The following is a 20,177-nucleotide window of genomic DNA, read 5'->3' as shown; positions in this document are numbered from 1 at the left end:
CATCCGCCGGGGGCGCCAATATCTCTGCGTCGGCCTCCTTCGCCATGGGCGGGACCGGCGGCAACGGTGGTGCTGGCGGCAGCATCAATCTGTCGGTGCCCGGTCGACTGGTGGTCTCCACCGGCAACAGCACCCTTGGCACCGGTGATGGCGCCACAGGCATCCTCCTCCAGTCCATCGGTGGCGGTGGCGGTCAGGGTGGTTCCATCACCGGCAGCAATGCCACCACCAATGCCTCCAACACCAACTTCTCCTTTGGTGGTCAGGTCTCCCTCGCCGGTGAGGGCGGTGCTGGCGGCAGCGGTGGGTCCGTTCAGCTCGGCAGCTCCTCACTCCTCGCGGATCTCGGTGTTCAAACCGTCGGCGATAACGCCATCGGTGTCTTCCTCCAATCCGTCGGTGGCGGTGGTGGTGTCGGTGGCTCCGTTAACTCCGCCGCTGCAGCCGGTGGCAACCTCTCCGCCTCCTTCGCCATGGGTGGTTCCGGCGGCAATGGCGGCAGTGCCAGCAATGTGAATCTCTACGCCGACGGCACCTTCCTCACCGCCGGCATGAGCTCCCACGGCATCCTCCTCCAGTCCGTCGGTGGCGGTGGTGGTCAGGGTGGTTCCGTCACCTCCAATGCCTCCTCAGAAGCCACCTCTGCGAATTCCAGCTTCTCCTTTGGCGCCTCCGCCGGTGTCTCCGGCAGTGGTGGTGGTGGTGGATCCGGCGGCGCCATCGGTGGTTCCGTCGCCGGCACCATTCAGACCCTCGGCGATGGCGCCATCGGTCTCTTCGCCCAGTCCGTCGGTGGCGGTGGTGGCGCCGGTGGCTCCGTCGTCAATGCCGCAAGTGCCGGTGGAGCCAACATCTCCGCCTCCGCCTCCTTCTCCATGGGCGGCTCCGGTGGCGTCGGTGGTGCTGGCGGCCGTGTCCGCCTGCTGGTACCCAGCAGCCGCAGTCTCACGGTGGTCACCGGCAACAGCACCCTTGGCACCGGTGATGGCGCCACAGGCATCCTCCTCCAGTCCATCGGTGGCGGTGGCGGTCAGGGTGGTTCCATCACCGGCAGCAATGCCACCACCAATGCCTCCAACACCAACTTCTCCTTTGGTGGTCAGGTCTCCCTCGCCGGTGAGGGCGGTGCTGGCGGCAGCGGTGGGTCCGTTCAGCTCGGCAGCTCCTCACTCCTCGCGGATCTCGGTGTTCAAACCGTCGGCGATAACGCCATCGGTGTCTTCCTCCAATCCGTCGGTGGCGGTGGTGGTGTCGGTGGCTCCGTTAACTCCGCCGCTGCAGCCGGTGGCAACCTCTCCGCCTCCTTCGCCATGGGTGGCGCCGGTGGTAGCGGCGGCAGTGCCAGCAATGTGAATCTCTACGCCGACGGCACCTTCCTCACCGCCGGCGCCTCATCCACGGGCGTCTTGCTCCAGTCCGTCGGTGGCGGTGGTGGTCAGGGTGGTTCCGTCACCTCCAATGCCTCCTCAGAAGCCACCTCTGCGAATTCCAGCTTCTCCTTTGGCGCCTCCGCCGGTGTCTCCGGCAGTGGTGGTGGTGGTGGATCCGGCGGCGCCATCGGTGGTTCCGTCGCCGGCACCATTCAGACCCTCGGCGATGGCGCCATCGGTCTCTTCGCCCAGTCCGTCGGTGGCGGTGGTGGCGCCGGTGGCTCCGTCGTCAATGCCGCAAGTGCCGGTGGAGCCAACATCTCCGCCTCCGCCTCCTTCTCCATGGGCGGCTCCGGTGGCGTCGGTGGTGCTGGCGGCCGTGTCCGCCTGCTGGTACCCAGCAGCCGCAGTCTCACGGTGGTCACCGGCAACAGCGCGCTCGGCACCGGCGATGGCGCCACAGGCATCCTCCTCCAGTCCATCGGTGGCGGTGGCGGTCAGGGTGGTTCCATCACCGGCAGCAATGCCACCACCAACGCCTCCAACACCAATTTCTCCTTTGGTGGCTCCGGCGGCCTTGCCGGCACGGGAGCCAGTGGTGGTGTCGGCGGCGCTGTGCAGCTTGGCAGCAGCGGTCAGATCGCCAACCTCGCAGTGCAGACCGGCGGTGACAACGCCAATGCCCTCTTCCTCCAATCCGTCGGTGGCGGTGGTGGTGTCGGTGGCTCCGTTAACTCCGCCGCTGCAGCCGGTGGCAACCTCTCCGCCTCCTTCGCCATGGGTGGTTCCGGCGGCAATGGCGGCAGTGCCAGCAATGTGAATCTCTACGCCGACGGCACCTTCCTCACCGCCGGCGCCTCATCCACGGGCGTCTTGCTCCAGTCCGTCGGTGGCGGTGGTGGTCAGGGTGGTTCCGTCACCTCCAATGCCTCCTCAGAAGCCACCTCTGCGAATTCCAGCTTCTCCTTTGGCGCCTCCGCCGGTGTCTCCGGCAGTGGTGGTGGTGGTGGATCCGGCGGCGCCATCGGTGGTTCCGTCGCCGGCACCATTCAGACCCTCGGCGATGGCGCCATCGGTCTCTTCGCCCAGTCCGTCGGTGGCGGTGGTGGCGCCGGTGGCTCCGTCGTCAATGCCGCAAGTGCCGGTGGAGCCAACATCTCCGCCTCCGCCTCCTTCTCCATGGGCGGCTCCGGTGGCGTCGGTGGTGCTGGCGGCCGTGTCCGCCTGCTGGTACCCAGCAGCCGCAGTCTCACGGTGGTCACCGGCAACAGCACCCTTGGCACCGGTGATGGCGCCACAGGCATCCTCCTCCAGTCCATCGGTGGCGGTGGCGGTCAGGGTGGTTCCATCACCGGCAGCAATGCCACCACCAATGCCTCCAACACCAACTTCTCCTTTGGTGGTCAGGTCTCCCTCGCCGGTGAGGGCGGTGCTGGCGGCAGCGGTGGGTCCGTTCAGCTCGGCAGCTCCTCACTCCTCGCGGATCTCGGTGTTCAAACCGTCGGCGATAACGCCATCGGTGTCTTCCTCCAATCCGTCGGTGGCGGTGGTGGTGTCGGTGGCTCCGTTAACTCCGCCGCTGCAGCCGGTGGCAACCTCTCCGCCTCCTTCGCCATGGGTGGTTCCGGCGGCAATGGCGGCAGTGCCAGCAATGTGAATCTCTACGCCGACGGCACCTTCCTCACCGCCGGCATGAGCTCCCACGGCATCCTCCTCCAGTCCGTCGGTGGCGGTGGCGGTCAGGGTGGTTCCGTCACCTCCAATGCCTCCTCAGAAGCCACCTCTGCGAATTCCAGCTTCTCCTTTGGCGCCAGCGGTGCGGTCGGTGCCAATGGTGGTGGTGGTGGCTGGGGCCAGACCGTCAATGCCTCCCTTTCCGGGCTCATCGTCACCGAAGGAGACAGCTCCATCGGTCTGTTTGCCCAATCGATTGGTGGCGGTGGTGGCGCCGGCGGTTCCGTCACCGACGACGCCACCGGAGCGGGCAATGCCAACATCACGGCCTCCGCCTCCTTCGCCATGGGCGGCGCCGGCGGCAGCGGTGGTTCAGGTGGCCGCGTCAGCTTGTTGACGCCGAGCCGACTCACGGTCGCGACCGGCAACAGCACGCTCGGCACCGGCGATGGCGCTCACGGCATCCTGCTGCAGTCGATCGGTGGCGGCGGTGGCACGGCCGGCTCGGTGATCGGCAGCAACGTCAGCACCTCCGCCTCCAACAGCAACTTCTCCTTCGGGGCCAGCGGCGCCCTCACCACCGGTGGTGGCAATGGCGGCCAAGCCAGCACGGTGCAACTCGGCAGCAGCGGTCAGATTGCTGATCTCGCTGTGCAGACAGCAGGCGATAACGCCATCGGCATCTTCCTGCAATCGATCGGCGGTGGCGGTGGTGCTGGTGGATCCGTCAACTCGGCGGCATCCGCCGGTGGCAACCTCTCCGCCTCCTTCGCCATGGGTGGCGCCGGAGGCAGCGGCGGCCAAGCGAGCAATGTGAGCCTTTACGCCGACGGCACTGTGGTGACTGGCGGCAACGTCTCCCATGGCCTGCTGCTGCAATCGATCGGCGGCGGCGGTGGCCAGGGTGGTTCGATCACCTCCAACGCAGCATCCTCAGCTGATTCCGCCAACTCCACCTTCTCCTTTGGCGCCGCAAGCGGCGTAGGCGGTTCCGGAGGCAGCGGCGGCCAGGCCGGCCAGGTGCTGGCCCAGCTCAGCGGCGAGGTCAGCACCAGCGGCGACCAGGCCATGGGCGTCCTGCTGCAATCCATCGGTGGCGGTGGTGGTGCCGGTGGGGCCGTGACCAGTGCCGCCTCCGGATCAGGCAACGCCAGCTATTCCGCCGGTGCCGGTTTCTCCATGGGTGGTTCCGGTGGAAACGGCGCCAGCGGTAACCGGGTGACCTTGCAGAACGGCATCGCCGACACGCTCACCGTGGTGACCAGCGGCAGCGGCAGCCACGGCGTCTTCCTCCAGTCGGTCGGTGGCGGTGGTGGTCAGGGCGGTTCCGTCACGGAAGCGGCTTCCAACAGCACCACATCAGCCCAACTCGGCGGCCTGGCCTCCTCGGTTTCCGGTTCTGGCGGCGGTGGTGGTCAGGGCGGTGTAGTGACCCTGACCATGGGCAATCTGCGCATCGGCACCTCCGGCGATAACGCCCGGGGCCTGTTTGCCCAATCTGTGGGCGGTGGCGGCGGAAGCGCCGGCAGCAGCACCAACAATGTGCAAGGCGGCGATGTGGGCCTCAGCGTCGCCATCGGCGGCAGCGGCGGCTCCGGTGGAGATGGCAACACTGTCAACATCACCACCCGCGACGGCCTGATCAGCACCACTGGCAGCTCAGCCTCAGCCATGTTCATCCAGTCGGTGGGTGGCGGCGGCGGCGATGCCACCAGCTTCGTGGATGGCACCGCCAGCTCCACCCTCAGCCTCAACGGCACCATCGGTGGATCCGGTGGATCCGGTGGATCCGGCGGAACCGTCACCGTGTCCAACGCCGCGAGGCTGCAAACCACCGGTGCCAATTCCATCGGTCTCTATGTGCAGTCGATCGGTGGTGGCGGTGGTGCCACCAGCCTGGCCGCACCGGGTGATGACAGCGAGAACAGCTTCAGTGGCTCCCTCCAGGTGGGCGGCAGCGGTGGCAGTGGTGGCAACGGCGGCAACGTCAACGTCACCAATTCCGGGGTGATCGTCACCACCGGCAGCCAGTCGCACGGTCTGCTCAGCCAGAGCATCGGTGGCGGCGGTGGTCGGGTTAGCATCAATTCGGCGGTCGCCTCGGAAGGAACCACGGCGTCGCTCAGCTTCGGTGGCAGCGGTGGCGACGGCGGCAACGCCGGCAACGTGACCGTCAACAACAGTGGGTCCATCACCGTGACCGGCGATGCGGCCTACGGGCTCTACGCCCAGTCAGTGGGCGGCGGTGGTGGCTCCCTCTCCAGCACGGCTCCCCTGAGCGTGTCCCTCGGCGGCAGTGGCGGCGGCGGTGGCAACAGCGGTGATATCACCATCACCAACGACGGCACCATCATCACCACTGGCAGCACCGGCATCGGCCTCATGGCTCTAGCCATCGGTGGTGGCGGTGGCGATGTGGGCAGCACCCGCGACGCCCTGAGCCTTGGGGCCAGCGGTGGCAACGGTGGCAACGCCGGTGATATCACCATCACCAACAACGGCTCAATTGAGACCTACGGCGAAGGCTCCTACGGCGTGGTGGCCAAGAGCATCGGCGGCGGCGGCGGTCGGGCGACCGCCAGCGTCAATGAAGGCACCATTTCCCTCGGTGGCAGCGGTGGAGCCGGCGGCGATTCCGGCAACGTGGTACTTACCAACACGGGCAACATCGCCACCTATGGACCGTCGTCGATTCCGGTGTATCTCCACAGCATCGGCGGTGGTGGTGGTGACGCCCAGAGTGGTTTCGGCGACGCCGTGCTTGGCAGCAACGGTGCGGATGGCCAATCCGGAACGACCCGCCTGATCAACACCGGCACCCTGGTGTCGAATGACCAGTTCTCCCCAGCCATCCTGTATCAGGCCATCGGTGGCGGCGGCGGCAGCCTCGACAGTGCCAACGGCACGGTGGCGCTCGGCTCCCGCAACGCCGAGGGTGTGCAGAGCGGCCAGGCCATGAGCCTGGTGAACCGGGGCACCCTCGTGACCCTGGCGGATTACTCCCCCACGATGTTCACCCAGTCCATCGGTGGCGGTGGTGGCCGCGTCGCCCAGACTCGGGGTGGCGCCGTCAGCCTCGGCAGCGTGTCGGGCAGCAGCAGCGCCGACCTCTCCGGTGCAGACATCAACATCCAATCGAACGGGGACCAACTGATTACCCGCGGGGAGTTCAGTCCGGCGATCTCAGCCCAGAGCATCGGCGGCGGCGGTGGCTGGGTAGGCCCTGTGGAGGGTGATCTTCAGCTCGGTGCGATCAACAGCACCAGCGCCATGAACGGTGGCGCGATCACGCTCACCAACAACGCTGAGATCATCACCACGGGCAACACCTCGGCAGGCATCACCCTGCAGTCGCTGGGAGGCGGCGGCGGTTACTCCGGCGCCGTGAACGGCGACGCCCAGATGGGCAGCATGGGCAGTGGTGGAGCACAGAACGCTGATGCCGTCACCCTCACGAACACGGCCTCGATCCTGAGCACCGGCAACTTCAGCCCCCTGGTCAATGTGCAGAGCATCGGCGGCGGCGGCGGTCGGGCCGGATCGATCAACGGCACTCTCAACCTGGGCGCGATCAACCTCCTTGGCACTGCCAATGCCGGTGATGTGTCGGTGACCCTCAGCGGCGCAGCACTCACCAGCACCGGGGCCGCCTCCCCGGCGCTGCTGGCCCAATCAATCGGCGGCGGCGGCGGCAGCACCGCCCAGGTGACGGGCAACGTGACGATGGGCGCCAGCGGCAGCGGCAGTGCCAACGCCGGCAACGTGGTGGTGACCAACCGCAGCCAGATCAGCACCGAAGGGGCTGATTCCATGGGTCTGATGGCCCAGTCGATCGGTGGCGGTGGCGGACTCGCAGGCCAGACCTACGGCGACGCCCTGATCCTGGGCGGATCGATGAGCGGCTCCAGCCAAGGCGGCTCCGTGACGGTCACCAACAGGGCCGGCATCACCACGCAAGGCGTCAATGCTGCCGGCCTCGTGGCCCAGAGCATCGGTGGCGGTGGTGGTGCCGCCGCCAAGATCACGGGCACTCTGAGCCGTCTTGGTGCCAGCGGCAGCGCTCTTGCCAATGCCGGTGACGTCACGGTCCGCAACAGCGGCGTGCTCCAGACCAGCGGCAACGGCTCACCGGCCCTGCTGCTGCAGTCGATCGCCGGTGGCGGCGGTGTGATCGCCGAAACCAATGCCCTCGCCAGCTACGACGTGACGCTGGCGGGCAGCGACCTTGGCCAGGCGATCGCCGGCGATGTGACCCTCAACAACACGGGCAACGCCATCGTCACCGCCGGTGCCTACAGCCCCGGCCTGATCGCCCAGAGCATCGGCGGCGGTGGTGGCTGGTCGCTGCTGCGCAGCAGCCCCGATGCCCAGCTCGGCAGCCAGGGCGGAACCAGCCTGGGCGCCGGCAACGTGTCGGTGATCAACAACAGCACGATCATCACCACGGCGGATTACTCCACCGGTGCTGTGATCCAGAGCATCGGCGGTGGCGGTGGCGTCACCGGCAACGCCCTGGGCAACGTCACCCTGGGTGCTAGCAGCATGAGCGGAGCCCTCTCTGCCGGTGCGGTGAGCCTACGCCAAAGCGGCGCCATCGGCACCAGCGGTCTGAACTCCGCTGCCCTTGTGGTGCAGACCATCGGCGGCGGCGGCGGCCTGGGTGGTCAGGTGCTGGGCAATGCGGTGCTCGGCATGAGCAGCACCAGCTCGGGCGTCGCCACAGCCGGTGATCTGAGCGTGGTGACCGAAGCCGATCTGCTCGTCACCCGAGGCGACAGCTCTCCGGCGATGGTGATCCAGAGCATCGGCGGCGGTGGCGGCTGGATCGGCAACGTGGGCGGCAATGCCCGACTCGGCGCCGACATGGGTGGGGTCACCAGCTCCGGGGCGATCACCGTCACGAATACGGTGCCCACGATCGTCACCCAGGGCGAGAACAGCACCGGGCTTCTGGTGCAGAGCATCGCCGGCGGTGGTGGCTTCACCGGGATCACGGCTGGAGACGACCTGACTCTCGGTGGCACTCTGCGCGCCAGTAGCGTCAGTTCGGCCAGCGACGTGGCCATGACCAGCCGGTCCTCCATCGCCACCCAGGGCCTGAATGCGGCGGCCTTCGTGGTGCAGAGCATCGGCGGTGGTGGTGGTGCCTCCGCCACCGACACCGGCAACCAGGTGATTCTCGGCGCTGATGCCTCCGGGGCCAGCAACACCCGCGCCCAGGGTGGCGCCATCACACTCACCAACAGCGGTGACCTGCTCACGGCCGCCAACGGTTCCGCCGCCCTGATCGCCCAGAGCATCGGTGGTGGTGGTGGTTATATCTCCGAAACCGCCGGCACCAATGACTACACAGTGCGCGTCGGCAGCCTCGGCTCGGTCAACGCCAATGCCGGCGACGTCACGATCAACAACATCGCGTCACGCCTGGAGACCCTGCAGGATTTCTCCCCTGTGTTCACGGTGCAATCGATCGGCGGCGGTGGCGGCTATGCCCTGGTGAGTGCCCAGAACCTGGCCAACACCCGCATCGGCGCCCGCAACAACAGCGACTCCGCCAATGGCGGCGCCATCGAAGTCACCAACACGGCCGATCTTGTGTCGTCGGGTGATGCTTCGGCCGCACTCACCGTGCAGAGCATCGGTGGTGGCGGTGGGGTGATCAGCTCCGCTTCCGGCGGTCTGCTGCTGGGTGGGTTCAACCTCACCGGCAATGCCAGCGGTGGTTCCGTGTCGGTCAGCAACAGCGGTTCCGTGCTCACACTCGGCGATGTGTCGAGCGCGATGCTTGTGCAGAGCATCGGCGGTGGTGGCGGCAGCGTCGCCGGCAGCGACAGCGGCGATGTGCGCCTGGGCGGCACCCTCGGCAACGGTGAAGGTTCGCTCAGTGCTGGCGACGTCAGCGTGAACAACCGGGGGCAAGCGATTGAAACCCGTGGTGATGGTGCTTTCGCCCTGATCGCCCAGACCATCGGCGGCGGTGGTGGCTATCTGGGCAGCTCCGCCAGCACCACCCAACTCGGTGGCGAGGACCTCAGCAACACCCAGGCCGGCAACGTGTCGGTCACCAACAGCAGCACGATCAGCACCAGTGGCAATGCGGCCACGGTGCTGCTGGCCCAGAGCATCGGCGGCGGTGGTGGTGTGGTGAGTCTCACCAATGGCAACACGCTCACCCTGGGCGGTGAACGCCTGGAGAATGCCAGCGCTGGTGATGTGACCGTCAACAACAGCGGTGATCTCAGCTCCACCGGCATCACGGCACCCCTGCTGACGGTGCAGAGCATCGGCGGTGGCGGTGGTTTCACCACCACTTACGCCAACGCGCTGATGCAGGAGCCGATCACCCTCGGTGATCTCAACTCCCGCAACACCGCTGCTGGCGATCTGACGATCACCAACAGCGGCAACCTGATCAGCACAGGCACCTCCTCCACCGGCCTGATCGCCCAGAGCATCGGTGGTGGTGGCGGCAACATCCGCCGGCTCGGACAAGAGCAACTCGCCAACAACCTCGTGCTTGGTGCCGAAGGCCTGGTGAACGGCACTGGTGGTGCCATCAGCCTGCGCAACACCGGCGCCCTGATCCAGACTGAAGGCGATTACGCCCGCGCCATGCTCGTGCAGAGCATCGGCGGCGGCGGCGGCTGGGTTGCCGGCAATGTGAGCAGCAACACCATCAGCCAGCTGGGTGCCCAGGAGTCGTCGGGGACGCTTTCGGCTGGCGATCTCACCATCACCAACAGCGCCGACATCATCACCACAGGCCTGAGTGCCGCTGGCATCACGGCCCAGTCGATCGGTGGTGGTGGCGGCGTGATCGGCAACCGCGCCGGCTCGATCAGCATGGGCATGCTGAATAGCACAGGCCAGGCCAGTGGTGGCTCGCTTGACCTCACCAACACAGGCTCGATCAGCACCTCCGGTAACGGCGCCGCCGGTCTGATCGCCCAGAGCATCGGTGGCGGTGGCGGCCTCGCCAACCAGGTCTACGGCGATCTGGGCCTGGGGCTTGACGGTTCCGGCGGCAGCGTGACAGCCAATGGTGGCGATGTAAGCGTGACCAACCGCGGTGCTGCGATTGTGACCCGCGGCGAAGGATCTCCTGCCCTGGTGAGCCAGAGCATCGGCGGCGGTGGCGGCTATCTCGGCTCCCAGCAGACCAAGAACCTCGGCGGGCGTCTGGGCAGTGGTGCGTATGACCGGAATCAACTCACCGAAGTTCCCATTCCCCAGCTCGGCAGCGATTACACGCTCAATTCCGGTGCGGTGGAGCTCACCAACCGGGCTGAGATCCTCACCATCGGCAGCACCTCTCCGGGCGTGATCGCCCAGAGCGTTGCCGGGGGTGGTGGCGTCACCGGCCTGATCCTCAACGGCATTCTCACCAACGGCATGAACGGCCCTGGCCGGGCCAGCGCCGGCAACGTAAGCGTCGACAACAGCGGCCAGGTGATCACCAATGGCATCGGCTCCAGTGCCCTGCTGGCCCAGAGCATCGGTGGTGGCGGTGGTTTCTCCAGCGCCGACAGCAACGATGAGCTGTTCCTCGGAGCGCTGTATGCCCAACTGGCGGAAGCGGGCGATGTGGTGGTGACCAACAGCGGCAACCTGCAGACCAGCGGCGAGGGCTCGATCGGCCTCCTGGCCCAGAGCATCGGCGGTGGTGGCGGTGCCAATGCCTATGTCAATCCCGACATCAGCCTCGGCAGCAGCGACCGTTTGTACCTCTCCTCCTATTTCAGCAATGAAGGGAATGCTGGCGATCTCACCATCACCAACACCTCGGCCCTGATCCGCACCAACGCCAACAGTTCACCCGGCATGCTCATTCAGAGCGTGGCTGGTGGCGGTGGCTGGTCGGCCCTCACCGGCGAAACCACTGCGAACGCCAGGCTCGGGAGTCGCGGCGGAACCAATGCCCAGGCCGGCGACCTCAATGTCTCCAACAGTGCCGATGTGGTCACCGTGGGATCTGATTCCCATGCCATCCGGCTGCAGAGTGTCGGCGGTGGTGGCGGTGCGATCAGCGCTTACACCAACGAAATGCGCATGGGCAGCCTTGATGCGGCTGGCAATCTCTCCGGTGGGTCGATCAGCCTGCGCAACAGCGGTTCGGTGGGCACCAGCGGCGACACCTCGGTCGGCGTCAATGTGCTGTCGCTGGGCGGTGGCGGTGGCACCGTCTTTGGGGGTGCAGCTCAAAAGGTGCAGATGGGCACGGTCACCGAGTCGGCCGTGGTGGCGGACGCTGGATCGATCGACGTCCGGCAGACCGGTGCTCTGATCCGCACCGAGGGCGATGGTGCCAGCGGTCTGGCGATGATGAGCACCGGTGGCGGCGGTGGCTTCATCGCTGATGTGCGCGGTGACCTCAACGTTGGCTCCCAGATCAGCAGCGGCAGTGCCCGCGGTGGGGCGATCAGTGCCGTCAACAGCTCCCGCATCAGCACCGTCGGTGACTACTCCCCTGGCCTGATCCTGCAGAGCGCCGGTGGCGGTGGCGCCATCACCGGCTCCGTGGGGCGTACAGACCAACTCGTGAATGTGGGCAGCCGCGGCCAGGCCATCGCCGACAGCGGTGCGATCACTCTGAACAGCACAGCCGACATCACCACGGTGGGCATCGCCTCCCCCGCCCTGCTCGGCCAGAGCATCGCCGGTGCTGGTGCCTACATCCCCCTGAGCAACAACCCCAACTTCATCAAGCTGGGCAGCAATGGGTCCGGATCTGCGCAAGCGGGTAATCTGACGATCAACACCAGCGGCATTCTCCAGACCGAAGGAATCGGCTCCCAGGCCCTGATCCTGCAGAGCATCGGCGGCGGCGGCGGCTTCATCGGAGATACGGATCTTGATGCCACCGATGCCGGCGCGATCCTGATGGGCCGCCAGGGCAGTGTGAGCGCTGCCCTGGTCGATATCGCGGCCGCCTGGCAACAGGCCTGGCTCAATCTGCTGCCCAACATCAGCACCAACGAAAATTACGAGCTTTCCTTCCTCAACGACATCGATGACGGACTGACCGCTCTGATCACCGGTCCCGGTGGTGGTGGTGATGGTGGTGGTGGTGCGATCAATCTCAACGCCAGTGGCAGTCAGTTCAGCACCCAGGCCGCCAATTCCTCGGTGGTGCTCACGCAGAGCATCGGCGGCGGCGGTGGCTGGGTGCTGATCGATCAGGGATCTACCTACTCCCTGCTCGGTTCACTGAAGAGCGATGGAGGCGATGGCGGCAGCATCAGCCTCACCATTGATGCCGACCTGATCAGCCAGGGCAACAACTCGCCGGTGCTGGTGAGTCAGAGCATCGGCGGTGGCGGCGGTTACGCCGGCTCCTCCCGCTACATCACTCGCTTGGGGGCGTCGCAAAGCAGCGGCAGCATGACCGGCGGTGCGATCGACGCCGACTACAGCGGCGCGATCAGCAGCAGCGGCAACTACGGCATCGGCCTGGTGCTGCAGAGCGTGGGCGGCGGCGGCGGCATGGCCGACAACGTGGACGGCGCCGCCCTGCTCGGTGCGACCGACATTGCCAGCAGCGGCAGCTCCCTTGATGGCGGCGCCATCACCGGGCGCAGCAGCGGAGCGATCAGCACCCAGGGCAACAACGCTCCGGGCCTGCTGGCCCAGAGCATCGGTGGTGGCGGCGGCCGCATCGGCAATGTGAATGGTGAGCTGCAGTTGGGCAGCAGCACCAGCAGCGTGAGCCAGAGCGGTGCCGCTGTGACCATCACCAGCAGCTCCAGCATCACCACCCTGGGTGAAAACAGCAGTGGCCTGGTGAGCCAGAGCGTCGGCGGTGGCGGCGGCATTGCCGGCATCAACACCTCGCTGTATTCCAGCTGGCTGGGTGCCGAGAACCCCCTGCTGAGCAGCGGCGGCGCCGTCAGCCTCACCAGCGGCGGTGCAATCCGCACCGCCGGCAACAACGCCGCCGGTCTGGTGGCCCAGTCAGTGGGCGGCGGCGGTGGTCTGGCCGCCCTGCTCAGCGAGGGAGTGACCGGTCAGAGCCTCATCCTTGGCAGCCGGTCCGCCAGCGGCGCCAACAGCGGCGCTGTGACCGTCACCAATAACGCCAACATCGTCACCGCCGGCGTTGCCTCTCCCGCCGTGCTGCTGCAGAGCCTCGCCGGCGGTGGTGGTGCCGTGCAGGGACTGCAATCGGCCAACAGCGGCCTGATCCAGCTCGGCAGCAGCAACAGCAGCAATGCCAACGCCGCCGCCATCAACTTCACCTCCAATGGCGGCAACACGATCGCCACCAGCGGGCTCCGGTCCGCCGCCGCCGTTCTGCAATCGATCGGTGGTGGTGGTGGTTGGTCGCTGGTGGACAGCCTCAGCTCGGCGACCCTTGGCGCCAGCGATCTCAACTCCGGCACCGGCGGTGCCGTGAATGTGATCCTGCAGGGCCAGCTGCAGACCACCGGCAACATCAGCCCTGGCCTGGTGGTGCAATCGATCGGCGCCGGTGGTGGTTTCGCCGGTGATCTCGCCACCGACGCCACGCTCGGCAGCTCCGGCAGCAGCGGAAACCTGGGCATCGCTGGCAGCAGCGGCATGCTCTATCCGGTGGCCTGTGCCTTCGGCGGCTGCCCCGAGCAACCGGTTGAGCAAGCCATCCTGATCGACATCCAGGGCGATCTGATCACCACCGGCTCCACCTCTCCGGTGATGCTGGTGCAGGCCATCGGTGGTGGTGGTGGTCGCCTCGGCAAGGTGGGCGGCAATGCCAGCCTCGGCATGACCAACGGCATCGGCAACGCCGACGGCGGCGCCATCCGCGTGATCAGCAATGCCGGCGCCTCCATGACCTCCACGGGCGACGACTCCGCCGCTCTGGTGGTGCAATCGATCGGCGGCGGTGGCGGCAGCGTCAACAGCGTTGCCGGTGATCTCACCCTGGGTGGCAACGGCATCGGCTCACTGCGTGCCGGCGCGATCTCCCTCAACGGACCCTTCACCGCGATCACCCAGGGCGCCGAAAGTCCTGGCGTGGTGCTCCAGTCGATCGGCGGCGGTGGCGGTTATGCCGCCGATGTGGCCGGCGATCAGCTCAATCTCGGCACCATCAGCGTCGCCGACACCTCCGCTGGTGATGTTCAGGCGATCAGTCGCGACTGGCAGATCAGCACCGAAGGCCGCAACAGCCCCGGCCTCACCCTGCAATCGATCGGTGGTGGCGGTGGTGTGGCCTTCACCTCCAGCGGTTCGGTGAGCCTGGGCGGTGATGTGATCGGCACCAACACAGCCGGCAACGTCAGCCTCACCTCCAAATTCAATTCCCGCATCCAGACCACCGGTCTCTCGTCCCCCGCCGTGATCGCCCAGTCAGTCGGTGGTGGTGGTGGTTACGTCGGCGGCGACGGCAGCGGCAGCGCGGCCGTGGTGGAACTCGGCGGTGCCGGCCAACAGATCGGCGGCAGCGGCGCCGTTGACCTCTACTTCAGCGGCGGCAGCAACTTGATCACCGCCGGTGTTCAGTCGCAGGGTGTGATCGCCCAGAGTATCGGTGGTGGCGGTGGCTTCACCTCCCAGAACGGCGCCAGCATGCGCCTGGGGATGGATGGCGGCATCGCCAACGCCAGCAACGTCAGCGTGGAGAACCGGGGCCGGATCACCACCCTCGGCAACAATTCCGAGGGCGTGATTGCCCAGTCGGTGGGCGCTGGTGGCGGTATCGCCGGCTCCAGTAGCTCCGATCTGGTGATGGGTGCGATCGATGCCAGCGGTAACGCCGGCGATGTGACCGTCAACAATCAGGGCGGCACGATCAGCACCAGCGGCCTTTACAGCATCGGTGTGGTGGCGCAGTCGGTGGGCGGCGGCGGCGGTCGCGTCGGCTCTGCCAGCGGCTCCATGACCCTGGGGGCCAACGGCGGCAGCGGTGATGGCGGCAACGTCACCCTCAACAACGCCGGTGGCGTGATCGCCACCGGCGGCGCTTACTCGCCCTCTTATCTGATGCAATCCATCGGTGGTGGTGGCGGCCAGGTGGGCCTGGGCGACAGCGCCGGCAGCGGCACCGTTGTGCTCGGTGGTGGCAGCAACGGCACCGCCGGCTCCGGCGGCACGCTCACCCTGATCAATGCCGGCGGCACCCTGCAGGCCACCGGCGCCTTCTCCCCCGGCGTGATCCATCAGTCGATCGGTGGCGGTGGCGGCTGGATCGGCAGCGTGCCCAACGGCAGCGTGCAGCTCGGCGGCCTCAGCACCGGTACGGTCACCGGCGCCGATCTTGAGCTGATCCTTCCCTTTGAGGTGCTCACCGTGGGGGCCAACAGCCCCGGCGCAGTGCTGCAATCGATCGGTGGCGGCGGTGGTGTGGCCGCCGATGTGGGCGGCGATGCCACGCTTGGCGGCACCCTGCGCGCCGGCGTCGACGGCAGTGGCGGCAGCCTCAGCTTCACCCAGCTGCAACGCAGCGTCACCACCCAGGGCAACGACAGCCCCGGCGTGGTGCTCCAGAGCATCGGTGGTGGTGGCGGCCTGATCGCCCAAGTGGACGGCAGCTTGAGCGTGGGCAGCAGCTCCGAGCTCCTCAGTGATGCCCACGGTGGTGCGATCAGCGCCAGCAGCGCGGCGCCGGTGCGCACCAGCGGCATCAGCTCACCGGGCGTGACGATCCAGTCGATCGGCGGCGGCGGTGGCCTCACCGGCAGCGCCCCCACTGCGATCAGCATCGGCGGCAGCGGTTTCGGCGATAGCCGCGCTTCGGCGATCGATTTCACCAGCACTGGTGCGATCACCACCACGGGCAACAACTCCAGTGGCGTGATCCTTCAGTCGATCGGTGGTGGCGGCCTCTATGCCACCAGCAGCGGCGGCGATGCGATCAACCTGGGCGGCTCGGTGGTCGGCAGCAATAACGCCGACAGCATCAGCTTCAGCAGCAGCGCGCCGATCCTCACCGCCGGCAGCAACTCCGCGGCGGTGGTGGCCCAATCGATCGGTGGCGGTGGCGGTGCGATCTTCGGCCTCGAGGGTGCGGAAGCCACCAACCTCACCGCCGGCGGCGATGGCGCCACCCGCAACACCGGCGCCGCTGTGACGCTCACGATCAACGACAGCCTCGCCACATTCGGCGCCCTCTCGCCGGCCCTGATCGCCCAGAGCATCGGTGGCGGCGGTGGTTACGCACCGATCAACAGCGGTAGTGCCACGGCCGGCGCCCGCACCAGCGCAGGCCTCGATGCCGGTGCGGTGAGTGTGAACCTCAGTGGCGATGTGAGCACCAGCGGCTTTGGCAGCGATGGCCTGCTGGTGCAAAGCGTCGGTGGTGGTGGCGGCCTGGTGGGTGGCACCAGCACGGCCCTCAGCATGGGCACCAGTGGCGGCGGCTCCGGTGATGCCAGCGATGTGAGCATCAGCAGCACCGGCACGATCAGCACCAGCGGCGATCAATCGATCGGCCTCTTCGGCCAGTCGGTGGGTGCCGGTGGCGGCCGCGCCGGCAGCGCCAGTGGTTCGGTGAGCCTCGGCGCCGATGGCGGCAGTGGCAACGCCGGCAGCGTCTCGCTCAACCTCGCCAGCGATGGCGGCAACGGCTCGATCGTGACCACCGGCAGTCAGTCGCCCGCCTTCGTGCTCCAGTCGGTGGGTGGCGGCGGCGGTCTGGTGTTCCCGAACAACACCATCAGCGGCGGTGCTCTGCTGCTCGGCGGCGGCAGCAATGGCACGGAAGGCAGCGGCGGCAGCCTCAGCTTCAGTGCCGGCGGCAGCAGCCGGATCGTCACCACAGGTGAGGGCTCCAGCGGCTTCAGCTTCCAGTCGATCGGTGGCGGTGGCGGTTACACCGGCAGCACCAGCGCCACTGCCCAGTTGGGTGGCCTCTATCGCGGCACCTCCTCCGGCGCCGATCTGAGCCTCGCCAACCAGGTGGCGGCGGCCACCACTGGGAACGATGCCAGCGCCCTGCTGCTGCAATCGATCGGTGGCGGTGGTGGACGCGTTGGCAGCGTGGGCAGCGATGCCAACCTCGGCGGCACCTCCGTGCCGTTGGGCACACCGATCGCCAGTGGCGGTGCTCTCAACCTCACGATCAACGCGCCGCTCTCCAGCAGTGGCGACGGCAGCACCACCGTGCTCGCCCAGAGCCTCGGCGGCGGTGGCGGCACGGCGGCCAACGTGGGCGGCGATGCCACTCTCGGCGGCCTCGGCCGTGGCGATCGCAGCGCCGGCGCGCTGACCCTCAGCCTCGAGCGCAGCATCAGCTCCGGCGGCGCCAATGCCCCCGCCCTTCTCGCCCAGACGATCGGCGGCGGCGGCGGCAGTGTGGGTGTGGTGAGCGGAAACTTCACGGCCGGTCGCAGCGGTGCCGACCTCAACGTGGGCAACAGCTCTGCAGCGGCCATCGACCTGAGCCTCAGCAGCAATGCCCGGGTGAGCAGCAGCGGCAACACCAGCCCCGCCCTCGTGCTCCAGAGCATCGGTGGTGGCGGTGGTTTCGCCTCAGCCACCAGCGGCTCGGTGCAGCTGGGTGCCGGCGGAACGGGCACCCTCGGCTCCGATGCCGGTGCCGGTGCGATCACCTGGAGCAACAACGGTGGTGTAATCGGCACCAGTGGCAACCAGTCGCCCGCTGTGGTGCTCCAGAGCATCGGTGGTGGTGGTGGTTACACCACCGGCGGCAGCAGCGCCAACTTCGCGGCGGCCAACCACAGCGGCACCACCACAGCCAGCGGTGCCCTGAACGTGAGCAACAGCGGCACGATCGTGACCAGCGGCGACAACAGCTTCGGGATGCTGCTGCAGACCATCGGCGGTGGTGGCGGCGTCAGCGGTTCCGATTCCGGTGCCGTGAGCCTCAACAACACCAATGCCGACTCCAGTTCGGCCGACATCAGCTTCACCAACACCGGCGCCATCAGCACCAGCGGCACCGGCGCCCACGCCGTAGTCGCCCAGACCATCGCCGGCGGTGGTGGCTTCGTGTTCGGCGGCGTCAGCAAGGACAACAGCGCCAGCCTGCTCGGCAAGCCCACGGGTGGCTCCGGCGACATCACCATCGACAACAGCGGCAGCATCACCGCCTCCGGCACCAACGCCGTGGCCCTGCTGTTCCAGAACGCCACCGGTGGCGCCTACCTCTATCAGAACCCCGATGGTTCGGTGAGCGCGATCACCGAGGGCTTCACCGATGGCACCGCTCCTGCCGGTGAGGTGGTGGTGCGCAACAGCGGTGTGATCCGTGCCACCGGCCAGGGCGGCGTGGGCATCACCAAGAGCACCAGCGTCATCAGCGGCAACCTGCGCGTCGAGAACGCCGCAGGTGCCCTGATCCAGGGTGGTGACGGCGGCTCGGCGATCAACCTGCCCACCGACCGGGTGGAGCGCGTGATCAACTACGGCACGATCATCGGCGGCAGCGATGGCAGCAGCAATGCCATCACCGGCCCGGGCGGTCCCGACGAAATCAGCAACTTCGGCGAGATCTCCGGCGACATCATTCTTCCCGGCATCACCCGCGACATCTACAACGCGCCCAACGCCCGCCTCGAATCCCAGCTGGTGGATGCGAACGGCAACGTGACGCTGATTCAGCGTGGTGTGGTGAATCCCAACGGGGAATACCGGATCGGCAACCTGGTGGTGAACGCCAACTACGACACCACCGACACCTCGGTGTATGAGGCGGATCTGGTGCTTCGCTCCGGCGAAACCGACAACCTCACCACCCGCTACCGCGCCAACCTCAACGGCACCGTGAACCTGCTCGCCAACCAGGTGGGCCAGGCCATGCCGGGCACCTTCATCTCAGAAGGCATCGTTGATGCCCTGGATGGGATCACCATCGGCGATCTCAAGCTGGTGGCACCCAAGTCGGCGGTGGCCTCCTTCAGCTTCGATCTGATCGACAACAACCAGGATCTGAGCTTCCGCTACACCGTGGATTACGCCCCGAGCGGACTCGATCCCAACAGCACCGCTGTGGGCAAGGCGGTGAACAAGATCCAGGCCAAGGGGAGCACCGCCAAGTTTGAATCCACCGCGGCCCTGATCTTTGCCCAGGAGACCAAGGGCGACCTCAATGCGCTGTATCGCCAGCTCTCCGGCGCCACCTCGGCGGCCTTCCCCCAGGCCACGATCACCGCGGGCCTCGCCTTCCAGCAGGACGTGAGCAACGCCCTCAACGCGGCGGTGCTCAACCAGTTGCAGCGCTGCATCGCCGAGGTGCAGCAACTTCAGCCGGGCGAGACCTACACCGGCGATCCGGCCGATTGCGGCAAGTGGCGCAGCTGGGTGAATGCGGGTGGCTCTGATGCCAGCACCCCCGGCAGCGGCAGCTCCGATCAGGCCGGTTACAACACCACGGCGTTCAACACCACCGTGGGCGCTGACACCCTGATCGGCAGCAACACCCTGGTGGGCCTCGCCGGTCGCTTCGACAACCTCTGGACCACCACCGGCGAACCAAACACCTTCGGTGAAACGGAAGGCTGGAGCGGCATGGTGTATGCCAAGCAACGGCTCGGCTCGGCCACCTGGCTCTCGGGCGCCTTCGGGGTGGGCGGCTTCAACACCGACATCACCCGTCAGGTGAACATTCCTGGCTACCCCGCCACGGAACAAGGCAGCAGCAGCAGCACCGCCCTGGGCGGCACGCTGCAACTGAGCCAGGTGATCAACACCGGCAACCAGGGCAGCCTGATCCCGTCGCTGGGCATCAGCTGGCTGCAGCTGAACCAGAACAGCTACTCCGAGTCGACGTCGTCGAACAACCGCGCCTACCAACAGCCCGGCAACCCGCTGATCGCCTCCCCCGATCCAGGCAAAGCCAGCTACTCCCTGCGCTACGACAACGTGTCGTACAGCTCGGTTCCGCTCGAGCTCGGCGTGGAGTTCAAGCAGCCGTTCCAGACCAACGGCATGACCGTGATCCCCCGGGTGAGCGTGGGTTACGCCTGGGATCTGGGCAACACCAACCGCGACCTCACCGCCCAGTTCACCGCGGCACCGGCTGCCTCGTTCACCGTGGCCGGTGTGGCCGCACCCTCCTCCTGGTGGAATCTGGGCCTGGGCCTCGATGTGGTGGTCAACGACAAGCTCAGCCTGTACGTGAACGGTCTGGGTCAGCTCGCACCCGGCAGCACCGAATCGATCAACTACGGCGGCGGCTTCCGCTGGAAGTTCTGA

Annotated in this window: 1 protein-coding gene (cut by a window edge); it reads left to right on the top strand. The window is 67.2% G+C overall.

The annotated features are described in order from the left end of the window. A protein-coding gene (locus SynWH8101_RS01270; protein ID WP_130128253.1) for an autotransporter outer membrane beta-barrel domain-containing protein crosses the window boundary here: on the top strand, positions 1–20,177 show its 3' portion. Its footprint begins 8,038 nt before the window's first position; the window shows 20,177 of its 28,215 coding nt (coding positions 8,039–28,215); the start codon falls outside the window, past its left edge; its stop codon occupies positions 20,175–20,177.

The sequence above is a fragment of the Synechococcus sp. WH 8101 genome (assembly GCF_004209775.1).
Classification (GTDB): domain Bacteria; phylum Cyanobacteriota; class Cyanobacteriia; order PCC-6307; family Cyanobiaceae; genus Synechococcus_C.
Note: the sequence above shows the minus strand (reverse complement) of the source record. Positions and strands in the feature narration are given on the sequence as shown.